This is a genomic window from Amycolatopsis sp. NPDC004368, assembly GCF_053602515.1.
The window spans coordinates 57533-75112 of sequence record NZ_JBSGDT010000024.1; the positions used below are offsets into that span (position 1 = coordinate 57533).

General features: G+C 71.6%; 15 protein-coding genes. 12 read left to right on the plus strand and 3 right to left on the minus strand.

What is annotated here, in order from left to right; translation table 11 throughout:
• Positions 1 to 49: 49 nt before the first annotated feature.
• From ACWEOE_RS28655 to ACWEOE_RS28675, 5 genes are all read left to right on the plus strand, one after another.
• The gene (locus ACWEOE_RS28655) at positions 50 to 1111 is read left to right on the plus strand and encodes a 2,3-butanediol dehydrogenase (protein WP_452014491.1); all 1062 of its coding nucleotides are present in this window, start codon (positions 50 to 52) and stop codon (positions 1109 to 1111) included.
• 119 nt (positions 1112 to 1230) lie between these two features.
• Positions 1231 to 2313, plus strand: a complete 1083-nt coding sequence (locus tag ACWEOE_RS28660; RefSeq protein ID WP_452014493.1) for an ABC transporter permease — start codon at positions 1231 to 1233, stop codon at positions 2311 to 2313.
• A 13-nt stretch (positions 2314 to 2326) separates the two neighbouring features.
• A complete protein-coding gene (locus tag ACWEOE_RS28665; RefSeq protein ID WP_452014495.1) occupies positions 2327 to 3433 on the plus strand; it encodes a substrate-binding domain-containing protein in 1107 nt (368 codons plus the stop codon).
• Positions 3434 to 3446: 13 nt separating this feature from the next.
• Entirely contained in the window at positions 3447 to 5975 is a 2529-nt protein-coding gene (locus tag ACWEOE_RS28670) for an ATP-binding cassette domain-containing protein (RefSeq protein WP_452014497.1), read from the plus strand.
• 32 nt (positions 5976 to 6007) lie between these two features.
• Positions 6008 to 7087: an SDR family oxidoreductase gene (locus tag ACWEOE_RS28675; protein ID WP_452014499.1), complete on the plus strand. Its 1080-nt coding sequence runs from the start codon at positions 6008 to 6010 to the stop codon at positions 7085 to 7087.
• Between the two features lie 8 nt (positions 7088 to 7095).
• Here the strand turns inward: ACWEOE_RS28675 and ACWEOE_RS28680 are convergent, their stop codons facing one another.
• Complete coding sequence (locus tag ACWEOE_RS28680; protein WP_452014501.1) at positions 7096 to 7788, minus strand: cupin domain-containing protein; 693 nt, start codon at positions 7786 to 7788, stop codon at positions 7096 to 7098.
• 272 nt (positions 7789 to 8060) lie between these two features.
• Here ACWEOE_RS28680 and ACWEOE_RS28685 point away from each other — a divergent pair, with 272 nt between their 5' ends.
• From ACWEOE_RS28685 to ACWEOE_RS28705, 5 genes are all read left to right on the plus strand, one after another.
• Positions 8061 to 8840, plus strand: coding sequence for an SDR family NAD(P)-dependent oxidoreductase (locus ACWEOE_RS28685; RefSeq protein ID WP_452014503.1), 780 nt, complete (start codon positions 8061 to 8063; stop codon positions 8838 to 8840).
• A gap of 211 nt (positions 8841 to 9051) precedes the next feature.
• Positions 9052 to 10437 carry a M24 family metallopeptidase gene (locus ACWEOE_RS28690; RefSeq protein ID WP_452014505.1) on the plus strand — a complete coding sequence of 462 codons (1386 nt, stop codon included), beginning with the start codon at positions 9052 to 9054 and terminating at the stop codon, positions 10435 to 10437.
• A gap of 11 nt (positions 10438 to 10448) precedes the next feature.
• Positions 10449 to 11429 carry a zinc-dependent alcohol dehydrogenase gene (locus tag ACWEOE_RS28695; RefSeq protein ID WP_452014507.1) on the plus strand — a complete coding sequence of 327 codons (981 nt, stop codon included), beginning with the start codon at positions 10449 to 10451 and terminating at the stop codon, positions 11427 to 11429.
• The gene (locus ACWEOE_RS28700) at positions 11426 to 12490 is read left to right on the plus strand and encodes a zinc-dependent alcohol dehydrogenase (protein ID WP_452014509.1); all 1065 of its coding nucleotides are present in this window, start codon (positions 11426 to 11428) and stop codon (positions 12488 to 12490) included. The genes ACWEOE_RS28695 and ACWEOE_RS28700 overlap by 4 nt, the downstream gene beginning before the upstream one ends.
• A complete protein-coding gene (locus ACWEOE_RS28705) occupies positions 12487 to 13338 on the plus strand; it encodes an NAD(P)-dependent oxidoreductase (RefSeq protein ID WP_452014511.1) in 852 nt (283 codons plus the stop codon). Before ACWEOE_RS28700 ends, ACWEOE_RS28705 begins: the two co-directional genes overlap by 4 nt.
• On the opposite strand, the gene ACWEOE_RS28710 is transcribed toward ACWEOE_RS28705, so the two are convergent.
• On the minus strand, positions 13323 to 13892 hold the full coding sequence (locus tag ACWEOE_RS28710; protein WP_452014513.1) for a TetR/AcrR family transcriptional regulator: 570 nt from the start codon (positions 13890 to 13892) through the stop codon (positions 13323 to 13325). The two genes, ACWEOE_RS28705 and ACWEOE_RS28710, sit on opposite strands and share 16 nt — an antisense overlap.
• 111 nt (positions 13893 to 14003) lie before the next feature.
• Between ACWEOE_RS28710 and ACWEOE_RS28715 the strand changes: the two genes are divergently transcribed.
• Complete coding sequence (locus ACWEOE_RS28715) at positions 14004 to 15053, plus strand: aldo/keto reductase (RefSeq protein WP_452014515.1); 1050 nt, start codon at positions 14004 to 14006, stop codon at positions 15051 to 15053.
• Between the two features lie 22 nt (positions 15054 to 15075).
• On the opposite strand, the gene ACWEOE_RS28720 is transcribed toward ACWEOE_RS28715, so the two are convergent.
• Complete coding sequence (locus ACWEOE_RS28720; RefSeq protein WP_452014516.1) at positions 15076 to 16086, minus strand: aldo/keto reductase; 1011 nt, start codon at positions 16084 to 16086, stop codon at positions 15076 to 15078.
• Positions 16087 to 16247: 161 nt separating this feature from the next.
• On the opposite strand from ACWEOE_RS28720, the gene ACWEOE_RS28725 reads away from it, so the two are divergent.
• Positions 16248 to 17558: an NtaA/DmoA family FMN-dependent monooxygenase gene (locus ACWEOE_RS28725; RefSeq protein WP_452014517.1), complete on the plus strand. Its 1311-nt coding sequence runs from the start codon at positions 16248 to 16250 to the stop codon at positions 17556 to 17558.
• Positions 17559 to 17580 lie beyond the last annotated feature (22 nt).

Below are 17580 nucleotides of genomic sequence, written 5' to 3' on the forward strand. Positions count from 1 at the left end.
CCCGGATCCCGGCCGCGCGGGCTTCTGATGAGGCCAAGAGGAGTTGAGCATGCGCGCCGCGGTCTTCCACGACAAGCACGACATCCGGGTCGAGAACGTGCCCGAACCGACCGTGGTCGGAGCGCGGCAGGTGCGAGTTCGGCCGTTCCTGTCCGGGATCTGCGGCACCGATCTGCACGAGTACGCGGCGGGCCCGATCGTGATCCCCACCAGCCCGCACCCGCTGTCGCACGCCGCGGCGCCGCAGGTGCTCGGGCACGAGTTCTCCGGCCAGGTCCTGGAAATCGGCGCAGAAGTCACGGGGGTGCGCGTCGGCGACCGCGTCTCGGTGATGCCCCTGGTCTACTGTGGACACTGCTACTACTGCCGCCGCGGGCTCAACCACCTGTGCCCGCGGATGGCCTGCACCGGGCTCAGCTGGGACGGCGGTGGCATCAGCGAGCAGGTGGTGGTGCCGGACTACCAGATCGCCGTGCTGCCCGAATCGGTGTCCGACGTGCAGGGCGCGCTCGTCGAGCCGGCGGCGGTCGCCGCCTACGGGGTCGACCGCACCGGGTTCCGCACCGGCGACAGCATTTTCATCACCGGTGCCGGCCCGATCGGCGCGCTCGCCGCGCTGTACGCCCACGCGTCCGGCGCGGCGCAGGTCATCGTGAGCGAACCGAACGCCCGCCGCCGGGAACTGCTCGGCGCGCTCGGCGTCGCGACCGTGCTCGACCCGCTGACCGAAGACGTGCCCGAGGTCGTGCGCGGCCTCACCGAGGGCGTCGGGGCCGACGTCGCCGCCGAGTGCTCCGGCTCCGAGGCCGGCCTCGCCACGGCGCTGGGCAGCCTGCGCTCCCACGGCACCGCGACCCAGGTGGGCCTGCACGTGCGGCCCGCGACGATCGACCCGATGGCGCTGTCCCAACGAGACCTGAGCCTGGTCGGCACCTGGTGCTACCCGGTGTACGACTTCCCGCGCATCATCTCGCTCGTCGCCACCGGCCGCTTCCCGGTGGAGCGGGTGCTCACCGAGGTGATCGCGGTCGACGACGTCGTCACCGGCGGCTTCGACCGGCTGCTCGACCCCGAGGGCGACGCGCAGAAGCTGCTCGTGCGCGTCGGCTGACCCCGGCGGGAAACCCGCCGCCACAACGCAACACCACTGTCCGAAGTCCACAAGTCCGTTGTGGACCTACTTCGTCCTGCCCTGCGAACCGGTGCGCGTGGCACCCGAGGAGCAAACCGATGAACGACACGACAAGGAGTTCCGTGGTCGTCGCCCAGTCGGCCCCGGCGCCCGCCCCGGAAGAGGCGACCGGCCGGCCGGCCCGGCCCTCGCTCTGGCAGCGGACGACGGCCCGCACCGCTTCCCGCGGTCTCGTCACCATCCTCGTCGCGACCGTCCTGCTGTTCGCGGTCAGCCTGGTGCTGCAGCCCGAAAGCCTGGGCCGCAGCTCGCTGCAGGGAATGCTGCCGTTCGCGGCCGTGCTGGCCGTGGTCGCGATCGGACAGACGCTGGTCGTGCAGCAGGCCGGGATCGACCTGTCGGTGCCCGGCACGGTGTCGCTGAGCGTGATCATCGTGACCCACTACCCCGCGGGAGACAACGGCAAGCTGCTGCCCGCGGTGCTGCTCGCGTACGTCGCCGCCGTGGCCGCGGGGCTGCTCAACGGCCTGGTCGTGAGCCGGCTCGGGATGTCGGCGATCGTCACCTCACTCGGCACCAACGCCCTGCTCTACGCGGTGGTGCTCGGCATCTCGGGTGGTTCGCCGGTCACGACCACCTCGGCGCTGCACTCGATCGTCACCGGCCGGTTCCTCGGCCTGCCGTACGCCGTGTACATCGCGCTGGTCCTCGTCGCGGTGACCGGCTTCGCGATGAAGCGGACCGTGCCCGGCCGCCGCTTCGAGGCCGTGGGCGACAACCCGGAAGCCGCCGGCCTCGCGGGCCTGCGGGTGAAGCGCCACCAGCTGTCCGCCTACGTGTGGGCATCACTGCTCTACGGTACGGCCGGCATCCTCCTGGCCGGCATCGTCACCACGCCGGGCGCGTTCCAGGGCGACACACTGCTGCTGCCCTCGGTCGCGGCTGTCGTGCTGGGCGGCACCTCGCTGCTCGGCGGCAAGGGCAGCCCGGTCGCCAGCGCCGTCGCCGCCCTGTTCCTGTCGCAGCTCGACCAGTTCGTGCTGACGCTCGGCGTCAGCGCGGCGACGAACAACATCGTCCAGGCGCTCGCGCTCGCCGCGGGTGTCGCCGTCTACACCGTGAACTGGGCCGCCGTGCGCGGCTGGTTCCGCCGTGTCCCCTCCCCCCGGACCCAGCAGTAGGAAGGGTTTTCCCATGCCACTCCACCCCCGCCGCCGGTCGTTGCTCGCCGGCCTCGCCTCCCTCGCCCTGCTCACCTCCGCGTGCGCGGTGGACGACGGCGGCTCGACCGGTGCCGAAGGCAAGCCCGCCAACCCGAACGGCCCGTCGTGGTGCGGTTCGAAGCAGGTGACGCTCGGCCTGGCCGACGGTTTCGGTGACAACAACTGGCGCAAGGTCACCACGGCCGAGGCCAAGGCCGAGGTCGCCAAGTGCCCCAGCGTCACGTCCTTCACCTACACCGACGGGCAGGGCAACACGCAGAAGGCCATCTCCGACATCCAGGGTCTCGTCGCCAAGGGCACGCAGGCGATCGTCGTGTTCCCCGACGCGGGCCAGGCCGTGCTGCCCGCGCTGCGCAGCGCGCACAAGGCGGGTGTGATCACCGTGCCCTACCGCGTGAACCCGGGCGGCACGGCCGGCCAGGACTACGACGCCTTCGTGAGCACCAACTTCGAGCAGGCCGGTGTCCTGTGGGGACAGTGGCTGGTGAAGGCCTTGAACGGCAAGGGCAAGGTGCTCAACCTCGGCGGGCCGGCCGCGAACTCGCAGAGCCTCGACGAGTTCAAGGGCATGCAGAGCGTGCTCAAGGACCACCCGGGGATCCAGTTCGTGGGCACCACGCCGTACGAGGTGACCAACTGGGACGCCGCGCAGACCCAGCGCGTGATCACCGCGGCGCTGGCGAAGAACCCGGAGATCGACGCGATCACCACCGACTTCGGCGCCGCGCTGGCCAGCTCGTTCTCGGCGTTCACCTCGGCCGGGCGCAAGATCCCGGCGATCGCGACCGAGGACGCCAACCAGCTCGCCTGCAACTGGCAGCAGCAGAAGGACGCCGGCAACCCGTTCCAGCTGTTCACCGTCTCCTCGCAGAACGCCATGTCCCGCCTGGCGATCGACGTCGCGGTGGCCAAGGCGACCGGGGGTGTGGTGCCGAAGGACCTGGTGTACCCGCAGTCGGCGTTCGAGGACTCGATCTCCGGCCAGCCGCACCCCGTCACGTGCGACAAGGCACTGCCCAGCGACGCGTTCGTGTCCAGCTCACTGTCCAAAGCGGACCAGATCGCCGCGCTGAAGTAGAGGAGGCGAACCGATGACCGAAGCAGCGGCCCTGAGCCTCAGCGGGGTCTCGAAGAGTTACGGCCCCGTGCGCGCGCTGGCCGAGGTGTCGCTCGACGTCTTCGGCGGCCGGGTCCACGCGCTGCTGGGCGAGAACGGCGCGGGCAAGTCCACGCTGATGGGCATCGCCTCCGGCTCGACCCGGCCCGACGAGGGCACGATCACCGTGGCCGGCGAGCCGATCGCGGCCCTGACCACCGACCGGGCGAGCCGGCTCGGCATCGCGATCGTGCACCAGCACCCGGCGGTGGTGGCCGACATGACGGTCGCTGAGAACATCCGGCTCGCGGTGCCGGCCGAGCGGATGCCGGCGGGCCCGCCGCGGATCTGGATGACCGAGCTGCTGCGCCGCGTCGGCGCGGATGTGCGCCTGGCCGATCGCGTGGCCGACCTGGGCGTGGCGCAGAAGCAGCTGCTCGAGCTGGCCAAGGCCGTCGCGCTGGAGCCGAAGGTGCTGATCCTCGACGAGCCGACCGCGCCGCTGGGCGCGGAGCAGTCGGAGATCCTCTTCGACCAGGTGCGCCAGGCCACCGCCCGTGGCACGGCGGTCGTGTACATCACCCACCGCTTGGCCGAGGTCCGCGAGATCGCCGACGAGGTCACGGTGCTGCGCGACGGCCGGGCCCGCGGCCACGCGAAGGTCGCCGACCTGACCGACGACGAGATGCTGCGGATGATCGTCGGGCGCGAGCTCGCCTCGACGTTCCCCGCCAAGCTCGGCGACCCGGCCGGCGCGAAGGTGGCGCTGGAGGTCGAAGGCCTTTCGGGAGAAGGGTTCTCCGGCGCGCGGCTCGTCGCGCACCACGGGGAGATCGTGGGCCTGGCCGGCATCGTCGGCAACGGTCAGAGCGAGTTCCTGCGCGCGCTGGCCGGGCTGCGGCACTCGACGGGCGAAATCGTGCTCGACGGCACCCGGCTGCGGGGCCGCGCCCTCGTCGGCGCGACGGCGTACATGCCGGCCGACCGGCACCGCGAAAGCCTGCTGCCGGCGATGTCGGTTCGGGAGAACGCGGCGGTGAGCGCGCTGCCGTCCTTCGCCGGCGGGGGAGTGGTGTCCCCCGAGCGCGAACGGGCGGCGGTGGACACCGAATTCGCCAAGCTGGCGGTGAAAACCGCTTCGCGCGAGACGAACGTGATGGCGTTGTCGGGCGGCAACCAGCAGAAGGTGGTGATGGCGCGGGCGCTGCTCGCGGCGCCACGCCTGCTGTTGGCCGACGAGCCGACCCAGGGGGTCGACGTCGGTGCCAGGTCGGAGATCTACACGATCATGCGCGACGTGGCCGCCTCCGGCGTGCCGGTGGTCGTGGTGTCCTCCGACGCCAAGGAGCTCGAAGGCCTGTGCGATCGGGTCGTGGTGTTCTCGCGTGGCCATGTCGTCGCGGAGCTCACCGGTGGGGACGTGACGGAGGAGAAGATCACCGGCTCCGTCGTCAACGCCACGACCCTCCGGTCGGAGGCGCCATCGGCGCGCAAGGCTCCCGAAGCCCGCCCGCCGCGGAAACCGAGGACACCGACGGCACCGACAACGCCGATGGCCCAACGGTTGCGCGACCTCGCCAAGGGCGACTACGCGCCCAGCATCGTGCTCGCACTGGTGATCCTCGCCCTCGGCGGCTACACCTTCGCCCACAACGTGCGGTTCCTGGCGCCGTTCAACATCACCTCGCTGCTCACGTTGCTCACCGCGCTCGCGTTCATCAGCCTGGGCCAGACGATCGTGATCATGACCGGCGGCATCGACCTGTCCGTGGGCCCGCTGGCCGGGCTGCTGGTGGTGATCGCGTCGTTTTTCGTCACCGACGGCAAGTCGCCGGTCCTCGTGGTGCTCGCGTTCGTGATCATGCTCGTGGTCGCCGTGGCGAGCGGGCTGCTCAACGGTGTGCTGATCCGCTTCGGCGGGTTCACCGCGGTGGCGGCGACGCTGACCCTCTACATCGGACTCCAGGGTGTTTCGCTGCTGCTGCGCCCGTTCCAGGGCGGGTTCATCAGCACGTCGATCACCGACGCCATCACCGCGACGGTCGGGTTCGTGCCGATCGCGTTCCTCGTGGCGGTGCTCGTCGCGGTGGCGCTGGAGCTGGCGCTGCGCTTCACCGCGTGGGGCCGCGGCCTGCGGGCGGCGGGGTCGAACGAAGGATCCGCGCGGCGGCTCGGGGTGAAGGTGAACCGGGTCCACGTGCTCGCCTACGTCGGCGCGGCCGTACTCACGTTCTTCGGCGCGCTGCTGCTGATGGCCCAGATCGGCGTGGGCGACCCGACCCAGGGCGTGAGCTACACGCTCTCCAGCATCACCGCGGTCGTGCTCGGCGGCGCGAGCCTGGCCGGCGGGCGCGGGTCGTTCATCGGCACGCTGCTGGGCGCCACGCTCATCCAGGAGGTGCTGAACGCGACGACGTTCCTCAACCTCAGCCAGAGCTGGCAGTACTTCTTCCAGGGAATCCTCATCCTCATCGCGGCCGCGATCTACACCCGCGTGCGCCGCCGCACGCCGGCCCTGGCCTGACCCGCACCGAAGACAAGCAGAAAGAGGAGACAGTGAGCGGAACAGCACTCGTCGTGGGCGTCACCGGCATCGCCGGGTCCGCGGTGGCCACCCGCCTGGTCGAGCGCGGCTGGGCGGTGACCGGGGTGTCGCGCCGGAACGAGTCCGGGATCGCCGGGGTCGAGTCGGTGCGCGCCGACCTCGAGGACCCGGCGGCACTGAGCGCGGCGCTCGCGGACACCAAGCCGACGCACGTCTTCCTCACCGCGTGGTCGCGCCGCCCGACCGAGGCGGAGAACATCGAGGTCAACGCCGGCATTGTGCGCAACGTGCTGGCGGCGGCCACGGCGGGCGGCACCGTGCGCCACGTCGCCCTGATGACCGGGCTCAAGCACTACCTGGGCCCGTTCGAGGCCTACGCCGCCGGGGTCACGCCGGACACGCCGTTCCACGAGGACGAGGCCCGCCTCGACGTGCCGAACTTCTACTACGCGCAGGAGGACGAGCTCTTCGCGGCGGCCGAGCGCCACGGTTTCACCTGGAGCGTGCACCGCGCGCACACCGTGATCGGGCACGCCGTCGGCAACGCCATGAACATGGGGATGACACTGGCCGTCTACGCGGCCGTGTGCCGCGAGACCGGCCGGGACTTCCGCTTCCCGGGCTCGGCGGTGCAGTGGAACGGCGTCACCGACATGACCGACGCCGGCCTGCTGGCCGACCAGCTGGTGTGGGCGGCCACGAGTGAGAACGCGCGAAACGAAGCGTTCAACACCGCCAACGGCGACGTGTTCCGCTGGCGCTGGATGTGGCCGCGCATCGCGGACCTGCTCGGCGTGAAGCCAGCCGGGTTCGACGGCGAGCCCGCGCCGCTGGAGGAGCAGATGGCCGACGCCGCACCGGTGTGGCGCCGCATCGCCGAACGCCACGGGCTGCGCGAGGCTGACGTCAGCCGCGTCGCGTCGTGGTGGCACACCGACAGCGACCTCGGCCGGCCCATCGAGTGCCTGACCGACATGAGCAAGAGCCGCAAGGCGGGCTTCACCGGCTACACCAGCACGCTGGACTCCTTCGCGCGGCTGTTCGACACCCTGCGCGCCGAGCGGATCATCCCGCCCGCGGAGGACCGGTGACCCCCGTGTCAGCCCTCGTCGCCGGACGCCGGGTGCCGGTCGGCAAGCAGCCGCAGCAGCTCGGCCGGTGGCCCGGCGATCCGCTCGCGGGCTCGGCCGGCGCCCGCGCGGCCGACCACGAACCACAGCCCGCGCGCGTTCGTGGTGGTGTGGTTGACGTAAAGGTGCGGCCGGTCGGAGCGGAACGAGATCGAGTCGCCCGCGCGCAGCACGTGCGACTCGGCCTCGAACCGCACGGTGAGCTCGCCGTCGAGCAGGTAGGCGTGCTCGATCCCCGGGTGGCGCATCAGGCCGCCGTCGGCGGAGCTGCTCGCGCCCGGCCGGTAGGTGACCAGCAGCGGTTCCACCGACTGCGCGTCGTGCACCGCGAGGCGTTCCCAGCGCACGCCGTTGTCCATGTCCAGCACGGGGTTGTCGGCCGCGCGCTGGACCGGGGCGCCGTGCGGTTCGGCGAACACGGGCGTCTCGGTGGTCTCGGCCGCGGCCCGGCGATCGGCGAGGTCGAGGCCGAGCAGTTCGTCGAGCGAGAGGCCCAGGTGGCTGACCAGCGCGTACAGCGTGCTCACCGAAGGCTGGGACTTGCCGGTCTCGACCTGCGACAGCAGGCTCGCCGAAAGTCCCGTGGCCAGTGCCACGCCCCGCAAGGTCTGCTTCTTCCTGATCCGCGCCTCGCGCAGGGCAGGACCGATCCGATCGTCCACGGTGCCGCTCCCGTTCCGTTCGCGGCGCCATCGCCGAGGGGTTCAGTGGAGTTTAACAATCCGACCAAAAGCAGGCCGACCCCCACGCGGCACGTAACCGTTGCTGCGAAGTCATTCGGCCGTGACGGTGGTCGGATTGTCCACCATCAGCACAGTACGTTCGTGCGCTCTGGGTGTACATCGGCCCCGGTGCGACCTGCGCTACACCCCCGAAAGGCCGCTCGCTGTTCAGCGAGGGCGAACGACTTGAGTCCGACGAGAGGAGCTTGCTCATGCCTGATCGGCTGATCGGCAGGACCGTGGTGGTGACCGGCGCGGGCCGGGGGATCGGTGCCGCGCTCGCGCGGGGGATGGCCGACGAGGGTGCCGCCCTCGTCGTGACCGACCGCGACGAACCCGAGGCCGCCGCCGTGGCGCAGTCCATCCGCGACCGGGGTGGCCGGGCGGTGCACCGGCGCGTCGACGTCGCCGAACGCACCGAGGTGCGGGCCGCGATCGAGCTCGCCGTGAGCGAATTCGGCCGGCTCGACGCGTACTTCAACAACGCGGGCTTCAACGAGCCCGAGAAGTTCCTCGACATCACCGAGGAAGTGTGGGAGCGCATCTTCCGGGTGAACGCCTTCGGGGTGGTGCTCGGCAGCCAGGAGGCGGCCGAGCAGTTCATCCGGCAGGGCACCGGCGGCAAGATCGTGAACACCGCCTCGATCGCCGGCCGCCAGGGCTTCCCCAGCTTCGCGCCGTACTGCGCGAGCAAGGCCGCGGTGATCTCGCTGACCCAGTCCGGCGCCCGCTCGCTCGCCGAGCACGGCATCACGGTCAACGCCTTCGCACCCGGCGTGGTGCGGACTCCGTTGTGGGACAAGCTCGACCGCGACCTCGAACGCATCGGGAAGGGCGACGCCGGGTTCGCCGCGATGTCCGGCGACATCATCCTCGGCCGTCCGGCCGAACCCGAAGACCTCGTCCCGACGGCCGTGTTCCTCGCCGGCCCCGATTCCGACTACATCACCGGGCAGGTGATCCCGATCGAGGGCGGGATGGTCCTCGTCTGAGCCCGCCACACACCCGCTCGTCCAATGCCCGGTGAGGCCGCAGCACACCCGCTCGTTCCGGGGGCCACCCCGTCGGCGAGATCGCGCCGGTTTCTTCCGTCCCGATTTCGCCCCGCCGCCGGTCGCGCGGAATCGGGACGGAAGGAGCCGGCTTGAGGCGATCTCGCCCGCCCCGGCGAAGCCGGGGCAACAAATCCAGAAAGGAAAACTCATGCCGATCGCCACGTTCGGGCCCAACGCCGTCGACTGGGAGACCCGGATCGACCACGACCGCCTGCGCACCCAGCGCCTGCAGCGCCTGCGCGAGCAGTTGGACAAGTCGAGCCTCGGGGCCGTGCTCGCGTTCGACTTCTCGAACATCCGCTACATGTCCGCGACCCACATCGGCACGTGGGCCATGGACAAGCTCATCCGCTTCTCGCTGCTGACCCGCACCAGCGACCCCATCGTGTGGGACTTCGGGTCCGCGGCCAAGCACCACCAGCTCTACAACCCGTGGCTCGCGACAACCACCGCCGAAGCCGACGCCGACCCGCACGCGCCGCACCACGGGGCCGTGCGGCCGCGGGCCGAATCCGGTGCGCGCGCCGGGATTTCCACGCTGCGCGGCGCGTTCCACCCCGACGCCGGCATCGCCGACGAGGTCGCCGCGAAGATCAAGCGCGAGCTGGAGAAGTTCGGGCTGCTGAACGAACCGCTCGGGGTCGACGTGATCGAGCTGCCGATCCTCGCGGCCCTGCAGCGCGCGGGCGTGACGGTGACCGACGGGCAGCAGGTGTTCATGGAGGCCCGGCGCGTCAAGACCGCCGACGAGATCTCGCTGCTCACCCAGGCGTGCTCGATGGTCGACGCGGCGTATGACAGCCTCTACCAGTTCCTGCGCCCGGGCGTGCGGGAGAACGAGTGCGTGGGGCTCGTCTCGAAGTCCTTGTACGACCTGGGGTCCGAGTACGTCGAGGGCGTCAACGCGATCTCCGGCGAACGCTGCTCGCCGCACCCGCACGTGTTCTCCGACCGGCTGATCCGGCCCGGCGACCCGGCGTTCTTCGACATCCTGCACAGCCACCAGGGTTACCGCACCTGCTACTACCGCACGTTCGCGGTCGGCTCGGCCAGCAGCGCCCAGCGCGACGCCTACGTGCGCGCCCGCGAGTACATGGACCACGCCATCGCGCTGGTGCGCCCGGGCGCCACCACCGCCGACATCGTCTCGGTGTGGCCGACCGCGCGCGAGTTCGGTTTTCCCGATGAGGAAGCGGCGTTCGGCCTGCAGTACGGCCACGGCGTGGGACTGTCCATCTGGGAGAAGCCGATCTTCTCGCGGCTGGTCTCCCTGGACCACCCGGAGGTGCTGGAGGTCGGGAACGTGTTCGCGCTCGAGACCTACTGGCCCTCGGCCGACGGCATCGGCGCGGCCCGCATCGAGGAAGAGCTCGTGGTGACGCCGGAGGGGTGCGAGGTGATCACGAAGTTCCCGGCCGAGGAGCTGCTGGTCGCCGGGCCGCGCTACGTCGGCGTGAACGGTCCGCTGGCCACCGCGCGCGAGTCGCAGTCGCACCTCAACACGCCGGCCGGCCGCGGCGAAACCACCGCCTGAAGGGAAACCCGATGAAAGCCCTGAGGTTCACCGCGCCGGACACGGCGTCGGTCGACGAGCTGGACGTACCGCGGATCGCCGCCGACGAGGTGCTCGTCGCGGCCCGGTCCGTCGGCATCTGCCACTCCGACATCGAGCTGCTCGAAGGCCGCTACATCATCCCGTTCAGCTACCCGATCGTGCCGGGCCACGAGTGGTCGGGGGAGATCGTGGAAACCGGCGCCGCCGTCACCGAGTTCGCCCCCGGTGACCGGGTGGTGGGTGAGTGCGTGATCGGCGACGACCACTTCGGCTTCTCGATCAGCGGCGCGGCGGCGGAGTTCTTCGTCGCGAAACCCGCGTGGCTGCACCGGTTGCCGGACTCGCTGTCGTTCACCGACGGCGCGCTGGTGGAACCGTTCAGCTGCGGTTACCACGCGTTGATGAAGGCCGGCAACGTCAACGCGAGCGACACCGTGGTGGTCTTCGGTGCCGGCCCGATCGGCCTCGGCGTCACGGCGGGCGCCGCGGCGCTGGGCGCGCGGACCATCACCGTGGAGCCGTCGGCCGCGCGCGCCGAGGCGGCGCGCAAGCTCGGCGCCGAACTGGTGCTCGACCCGGCCGCGGCGCCGATCGCGGAGCAGGTGGCGGAGGCGACCGGTGGGGTCGGCGGCACGGTGGTGATCGAGGCGACCGGGCGGCCCGCGGTGATGGCCGACGTCCTCGACGTCGCCGCGCACGGCGCGCGGGTCGTGTACGTGGGCATCGACGTCGGCGGCAGCGCACCGGCGAAGCTGGGCCTGATCCAGTCGAAGGAGCTCAGTATCCGCGGCATCATCGGGTCGCCGGGAGTGTGGCCGGACACGCTGCGCTTCCTCGACCGCGCTCGCGTCGACCTGTCCGGCCTGGTGACCAGCCGGTTCCCGGTGTCGCAGTCGGTCGAGGCGATCGCCGCCTCGCGCGACACCGCGCGCAACATCAAGGTGCACCTCGAGTTCGGAGCGAAGCGATGACCGAAACCATGCGCGCGGCCGTCTACCACGGCCGGCGCGACGTCCGGATCGAAGAGGTGCCCGTGCCGCGGCCCCGCGAGGGTGAGGTGCTGCTCGCCGTGCGGCGCAGCGGGATCTGCGGCTCGGACGCCACCGAGTGGGCCGCCGGACCGAAACAGGTGCCGTTCACCAGCCCGCACCCCGGCAGCGGCCACGTCGGCCCGATGATCATCGGGCACGAGTTCGTCGGCGAGGTCGTCTCGGGCGGCTCCGGGTTCGCGGCCGGCGACCTCGTGGCCGCCGGCGCCGGTGTCTCGTGTGGACAGTGCGACCGCTGCGGCGAGGGCCGCACCAACCTGTGCCGCCGCTACTACACCCTGGGGCTCAATGCCCCGGGTGGCCTGGCGGAGTACGTCGCCGCCCCGGCGAGCATGCTCCGGCGCGTGCCCGACGGCATCTCCCTCGACCACGCCGGGCTCGCGCAACCGCTTGCGGTCGGCCTGCACGCGGCGCGGCGGGCGGGCGTGCGGCCCGGCGACTCGGTGGTGGTGATCGGCGCCGGGGCCATCGGGTCGTTCGTGCTCGCGGGGCTGCGGCACCTGTCCGACAACGAGGTGACGGTGCTGGACTTCGCCGGCGACAAGCTGGACCGTGCGACCCGGCTCGGCGCCGCGCACGTCGTCGACGCCGCGGGCGACGTCGTGGCGGCCGTGCGCGACCGCACGGGCGGGCGAGGTGCCGACGTGGTGATCGAGGCGAGCGGGGCGCCCGGCCAGTTCGAGAACGCCCTGCGGATGGTCACCGACGGCGGCCGGGTGCTGGCGGTCGGCCTGCCCAAGCAGGCGCCGACCGTGGACCTGTTCAGCCTGGTGCTGCGCGAGATCACCGTCGAGTCGACCGTGGCGCACGTCTGTGGCGAGGACGTGGCGCCGGCGTTGGAGATCCTCGCCGAGGGAGTGCTCGGCGCCGAGTTGCTCGACTCCGTCATCGGACTCGACGACCTCACCGAGCACGGCCTCGCGCGGCTGGCCGCCGGGGGCGTGGACGGCAAGGTCCTCATCGACCCGGGGAGGCGCGCGTGAAGGTCGCGGTGCTGGGGCTCGGCGCGATGGGCTCGCAGCTGCTCCTGCGGCTGCTGGACGAGGGCGTCGAGAGCGTGGGCTGGAACCGCGACCCCGCGCGGGGCCCGCGGGCGGGCATCCCGGCGGAGCACCTCGCGTCGACGGCTTCGGCCGCGGTGCGGGACGCCGACGTGGTGATCACCATGCTGTCCGACGGCCGGGCGGTGACCTCGGTGCTCACCGACGTCCTCGCCGACCTGCCGGCCGGGGCGCTGGTCCTGGACATGAGCACCTCCGGCCCGGAGCTCTCACGTGCCGCGGGGAACCTGCTGACCGCGCACGGGTTCCGCTTCGCCGAGACGCCGGTCTCCGGGTCCGTCACCGCGGCCCGCACCGGCACGCTCACGCTGCTGTTCGGGGGTGGGGCCGACGAGCTGGCCACCGCGGAACCGGTGCTGCGGCACCTGGGCCGCCAGACCATCCACATCGGACCCGTGGGCACCGCGTCGGCGATGAAGCTGTGCGTGAACGCCCTGCTCCACACCTTTAACGCCACCCTCGGTGAGGTCCTGGGCGCCGCCGTCGCCGCCGGCATCGACCTGCGCACCGCCTACGACACCATCGCGTCATCAGCCATCGCGGCGCCGTTCGTCACCTACAAACGCGACGCGTTCCTGGCGGCCGACCTGCCCCCGGTCGCCTGCGCGGTCGACGTGGTGCGCAAGGACCTCGACCTGTTCCTGGCGAGTCAGCCGGGGCTTTCGGCGCCGACCGTGCGCACGGCGGTGGACGTCGTGGACCGGGCTCAGACGGCGGGGTTGGGTCCGCAGGACATGGCGACCGTGGCGCACCTCTACCGGTCGAGCTGAGGGGGCTGCTCCGGCCGGGCCCGGACGCTGTCGAGGACCAGGTCCAGCAACCGCTGGGCCTGGTCCTCGCCGTCGGAACCCGCCGGGGTGCGCCAGACGCAGCTCATCAGCATCAGCACATCGTCGGGGTCGAGGCCGGGGCGGACGGTGCCGTCGCGTTCGCCGGCGGACAGGATTTTCGCGATCGTGTCGATCACCGGGCCGTAGGACTCGCTGGTGATGGCGTCGTGGTTGGCGGCCGAGAGCGCGTCGCCGAGGCCGCGCTTGATGCGGATGTAGCCCGCGAGCCGCTCGAAGTACAGCCGCAGCGCTCGGAGCGGCGGCTGCTCGCGCAACAGGGCGACCGTGCGCTCGACCAGCCCCTCCAGTTCGGCGCGGTACACCGCCAGCACGAGGGCTTCGCGCGAGGGGAAGTGCCGGTAGAGCGTGCCCGGACCGACCTCGGCGCGCTTGGCGATCGAGTTGAGGGACGCGTCACCGTCTTCGGCGAGCGCCTCGCGCGCGACCTCGAGGATGCGCTCGCGGTTGGCCTTCGCGTCACTGCGCTGCGGCATGGCGGACGGCCCCCTTTCGTAACCCGTGTTGCGTACCGGAGAGCTCTCCGGTACCTTCGATGAAGCGGAGAGCTCTCCGATTCATGGGACCACAGTTTCGAAAGGGTAGTCGTGGAGTACGTCAAGCTGGGCACAACGGGGCTGGATGTGTCGCCGATCGCCATCGGCGCGATGACCTACGGGGAGCCGGACCGCGGCCACCCGGTGTGGTCACTGGGGGAGGAGGAGTCGCGGCTGCTGGTCAAGCACGCGCTCGAAGCCGGGATCAACTTCTTCGACACCGCGAACATGTACTCGCAGGGGTCGAGCGAGGAGATCCTCGGCCGCGCGCTGAAGGACCTCGCCGACCGCGACGACGTCGTGATCGCGACCAAGCTGCGCCACCCGATGCGCTCGGGCCCGAACGGGAAAGGCTTGTCGCGCAAGGCGATCATGACCGAGATCGACCACAGCCTGCGTCGGCTGGGCACGGATTACGTTGACCTGTACCAGATCCACCGCAACGACCCGGCGACGCCGCTGGAGGAGTACCTCGAGGCGTTGCACGACCTGGTGAAGGCGGGCAAGGTCCGCTACCTGGGCGCGTCGTCGATGCACGCGTGGGAGTTCGCGAAGGCGCTGCACACCCAGCGCGCCCACGGCTGGGCCCGGTTCGTGTCGATGCAGGACCACTACAACCTGCTCGCCCGCGAAGAGGAGCGCGAAATGCTCCCGCTGTGCGCCGACGAGGGCGTGGGCACCATCGTGTGGAGCCCGCTCGCGCGCGGCCGCCTCGCGCGCCCGTGGCAGGACGCGAAGGCGACCACGCGTGGCGAGAACGACCCGTTCGCCGACCTGCTGTACCTGGAGCAGACGGCCGAGGGCGACCGGCGGATCGTGGACGCGGTCGGTGAGGTGGCGGGGGAGCGCGGGGTGCCGCGGGCGCGGATCGCGCTGGCCTGGCTGCGGACCAACCCCGTGGTCGTGGCGCCGCTGGTGGGTGCGAGCCGGACGAGCCAGATCGACGACGCCGTCGCCTCGCTGGACATCACGCTCACCGACGACGAGATCACCCGCCTGGAACGCCACTACACCCCGCGGTACGACTTCCAGGGCATCTCGGACGATCGGGAACTGCAGCGGATCATGGACCGGATGCCGAACTTCACCACGGCTTCCTGACCTGCCCCCGGGTGCGCCGGGTTCAGCGGGCCGGCGTTACGCCGTTGAACCAGTTGCGCGTCCCGACGGCGGTGAGGTGCTCGCGCTCGCCCGCGACGGTGATGCGGTCCAGCGCCGCGACCTGCCGGGCGGTGAGTGCCAGGTTGCCGGCCAGGCTGTTCTCCTCGAAGTAGGCGAGTCGGCGCGTGCCCGGGATCGGCACGACGTCGGGGGCCTTCGCGAGCAGCCAGGCGAGCGCGACCTGCCCGGGTGTCGCCCCGACCTCGGCGGCGATGCCGCGGACGACGTCGAGCGTCGACAGGTTGCCCTCGATGTTCTCCTCGGAGTACCACGGCATCCCGCGGCGGTGGTCGCCGGCGTCGAGGTCGGCGCGAGAGGTCACGGCGCCGGTGAGCGCGCCGCGGCCCAGCGGGCTGTAGGGCACGACACCGATGCCGAGCTCTCGCGTGAGCGGCAGCACCTCGGTCTCGATCCCGCGCTCCCACAGCGACCACTCCGTCTCGATCGCCGTGATGGGGTGCACGGCGGCCGCCCGGCGGATGGTGTCGGGTGCGGCTTCCGAGAGGCCGAGGAAGCGGACCTTGCCCTCGGCGACGAACTCGGCCATCGCGCCGACGGTGTCCTCGATCGGCACCGTCGGGTCGGCCCGGTGCTGGTAGTACAGGTCGACGTGGTCGGTGCCCAGCCGGCGCAGCGACCGCTCCAGCCGCTCCCGCGCGTACGCCGGGCTGCCGTCGATCCGGGCCTCGCCGCCACCGAACGGCGCCGCGACGATCCCGAACTTCGTGGCGACCACGAACTCGTCGCGTCGCCCGGCGAGTGCGCGGCCGAGAACCTCCTCGCTGGTGCCGTACCCGTCGGCTGTGTCGATCATCGTCACGCCGAGCTCGCCGGCGCGGTGCAGGATCTCCCGCACCGCGGCGTCCGGGTCGTATCCGCTCTGCCCGTAGGGATTGGCGAAGCTCATCGCGCCGTAGCCGACGGCGCCGACCTCGAGGCGACCGGCGCCGAGGAACCGGGTGGGAATGCTCATCGTGGGTGTCCTTTCACGGCGGAACACTTAAGTCCGCACTTGTGGACCACCGTAGTCCACAAGTGCGGACTTGTCTCGCGCCGGTGTCGAGGAGTCGCGAAAGCCTTGCTGTCCAGGGAGAATCGACGCGTCGGGGAAACCCATCTCGAGGAGCCGGGCCCATGAGTTCGCGAGAGCTGCACTTCAACGCGTTCGTCTGGCCCCACGGGTACCACGAGTCCGCGTGGCGCGTGGTCGACGACGACATCCGCGACGTGCTGGGCCTGCCGTACTACGCCGGCCTCGCGCGCACCGCCGAACGCGGCTTGCTCGACGCCGTGTTCCTGGCCGACGACATCGCCATCTCCGAGTACCGCGTGGCGCACCTGCCGCAGACGGTGTTCGACCCGATCTCGGTGCTGTCGGCGCTGGCGGCGGTGACCAGCCGCATCGGCCTGGTCGGCACGGGGTCCACGACCTACAGCGCGCCGTGGGAGCTGGCGCGGCGCTTCGCCACGCTCGATCACCTCAGCGGCGGGCGCGCGGGCTGGAACGTCGTCACCACCGTCACGTCGCTGGCGGCGGCCAACTTCGGCGTGACGGCGCACCCCGAGCACGCCGACCGCTACACCCGTGCCCACGAGTTCGTCGACGTCGTCACCCGCGCCTGGGACAGCTGGTCCGACGACGCCCTCGTCGGCGACCGCCCCCACGGCGTCTGGGCCGACCGCGCCAAGCTGCACGCGCCCCGCTTCCACGGCGAGTTCTACGACGTCGAAGGCATCCTGCCGTTCCCGCGTTCCCCGCAGGGCCGGCCGGTGCTCGCGCAGGCCGGCCAGTCGGCGGCCGGCATCGGCCTGGCCGCGCGGCACGCGGAGATGGTGTTCTCGGGCCCGCCGTCGTTGGAGGCGGCGGTGAAGTTCCGCACCGATCTCCACGCGCGGGCCGCGGCGGCCGGCCGCTCGCCGGAGCAGGTGCTGGTGCTGCCCGCGCTGATGATCACGCTCGCCGACACCGAATCCGCCGCCCAGGCCAAGGCCCGCCGCCTGGAGGCGCTGGCCGCCCCGGACTTCCGCTGGCAGAACTTCCTCTACACCGCCGGCCTCGACCCCGACGGCTTCGACCCTTCGGCGCCCCTGCCCGCGGCTTTGCTCGACGCCCCTCCCGCGTCGAGCCGCGCCGCGCAGCTCGTCGAGGCCGGCCGCGCGCGGCCGAACGCCTCCTTGCGCGAACTCACCACCCACTTCGAGAGCGGCGCGAGCCAGTACCACTTCGTCGGCACCCCCGACCAGCTCGCCGACCACATCCTCACCTGGCAGGCCGCCGGCGCGGTCGACGGCTTCACCATCATGGGCTCCACGTTGCCCTACGAGCTGACCACCTTCGTCGATCACGTGGTTCCCTTGCTGCAACGGGAGAACCGCTACCGCACCGCCTACACCGGCACCACCCTGCGCGACCACCTCGGCCTGCCCCGGCCCGGCGTTCGGTGACCACCGGGTGGTGGCGAGCCGC

Excerpts from the sequence above, each read along its gene's own strand:
- ACWEOE_RS28720 (WP_452014516.1), bottom strand. The coding sequence starts at position 16,086 with ATGAGCATTCCCACCCGGTTCCTCGGCGCCGGTCGCCTCGAGGTCGGC.
- ACWEOE_RS28695 (WP_452014507.1), top strand. The coding sequence starts at position 10,449 with ATGAAAGCCCTGAGGTTCACCGCGCCGGACACGGCGTCGGTCGACGAG.
- ACWEOE_RS28670 (WP_452014497.1), top strand. The coding sequence starts at position 3,447 with ATGACCGAAGCAGCGGCCCTGAGCCTCAGCGGGGTCTCGAAGAGTTAC.
- ACWEOE_RS28710 (WP_452014513.1), bottom strand. The coding sequence starts at position 13,892 with ATGCCGCAGCGCAGTGACGCGAAGGCCAACCGCGAGCGCATCCTCGAG.
- ACWEOE_RS28700 (WP_452014509.1), top strand. The coding sequence starts at position 11,426 with ATGACCGAAACCATGCGCGCGGCCGTCTACCACGGCCGGCGCGACGTC.
- ACWEOE_RS28660 (WP_452014493.1), top strand. The coding sequence starts at position 1,231 with ATGAACGACACGACAAGGAGTTCCGTGGTCGTCGCCCAGTCGGCCCCG.
- ACWEOE_RS28685 (WP_452014503.1), top strand. The coding sequence starts at position 8,061 with ATGCCTGATCGGCTGATCGGCAGGACCGTGGTGGTGACCGGCGCGGGC.
- ACWEOE_RS28690 (WP_452014505.1), top strand. The coding sequence starts at position 9,052 with ATGCCGATCGCCACGTTCGGGCCCAACGCCGTCGACTGGGAGACCCGG.
- ACWEOE_RS28725 (WP_452014517.1), top strand. The coding sequence starts at position 16,248 with ATGAGTTCGCGAGAGCTGCACTTCAACGCGTTCGTCTGGCCCCACGGG.
- ACWEOE_RS28665 (WP_452014495.1), top strand. The coding sequence starts at position 2,327 with ATGCCACTCCACCCCCGCCGCCGGTCGTTGCTCGCCGGCCTCGCCTCC.
- ACWEOE_RS28655 (WP_452014491.1), top strand. The coding sequence starts at position 50 with ATGCGCGCCGCGGTCTTCCACGACAAGCACGACATCCGGGTCGAGAAC.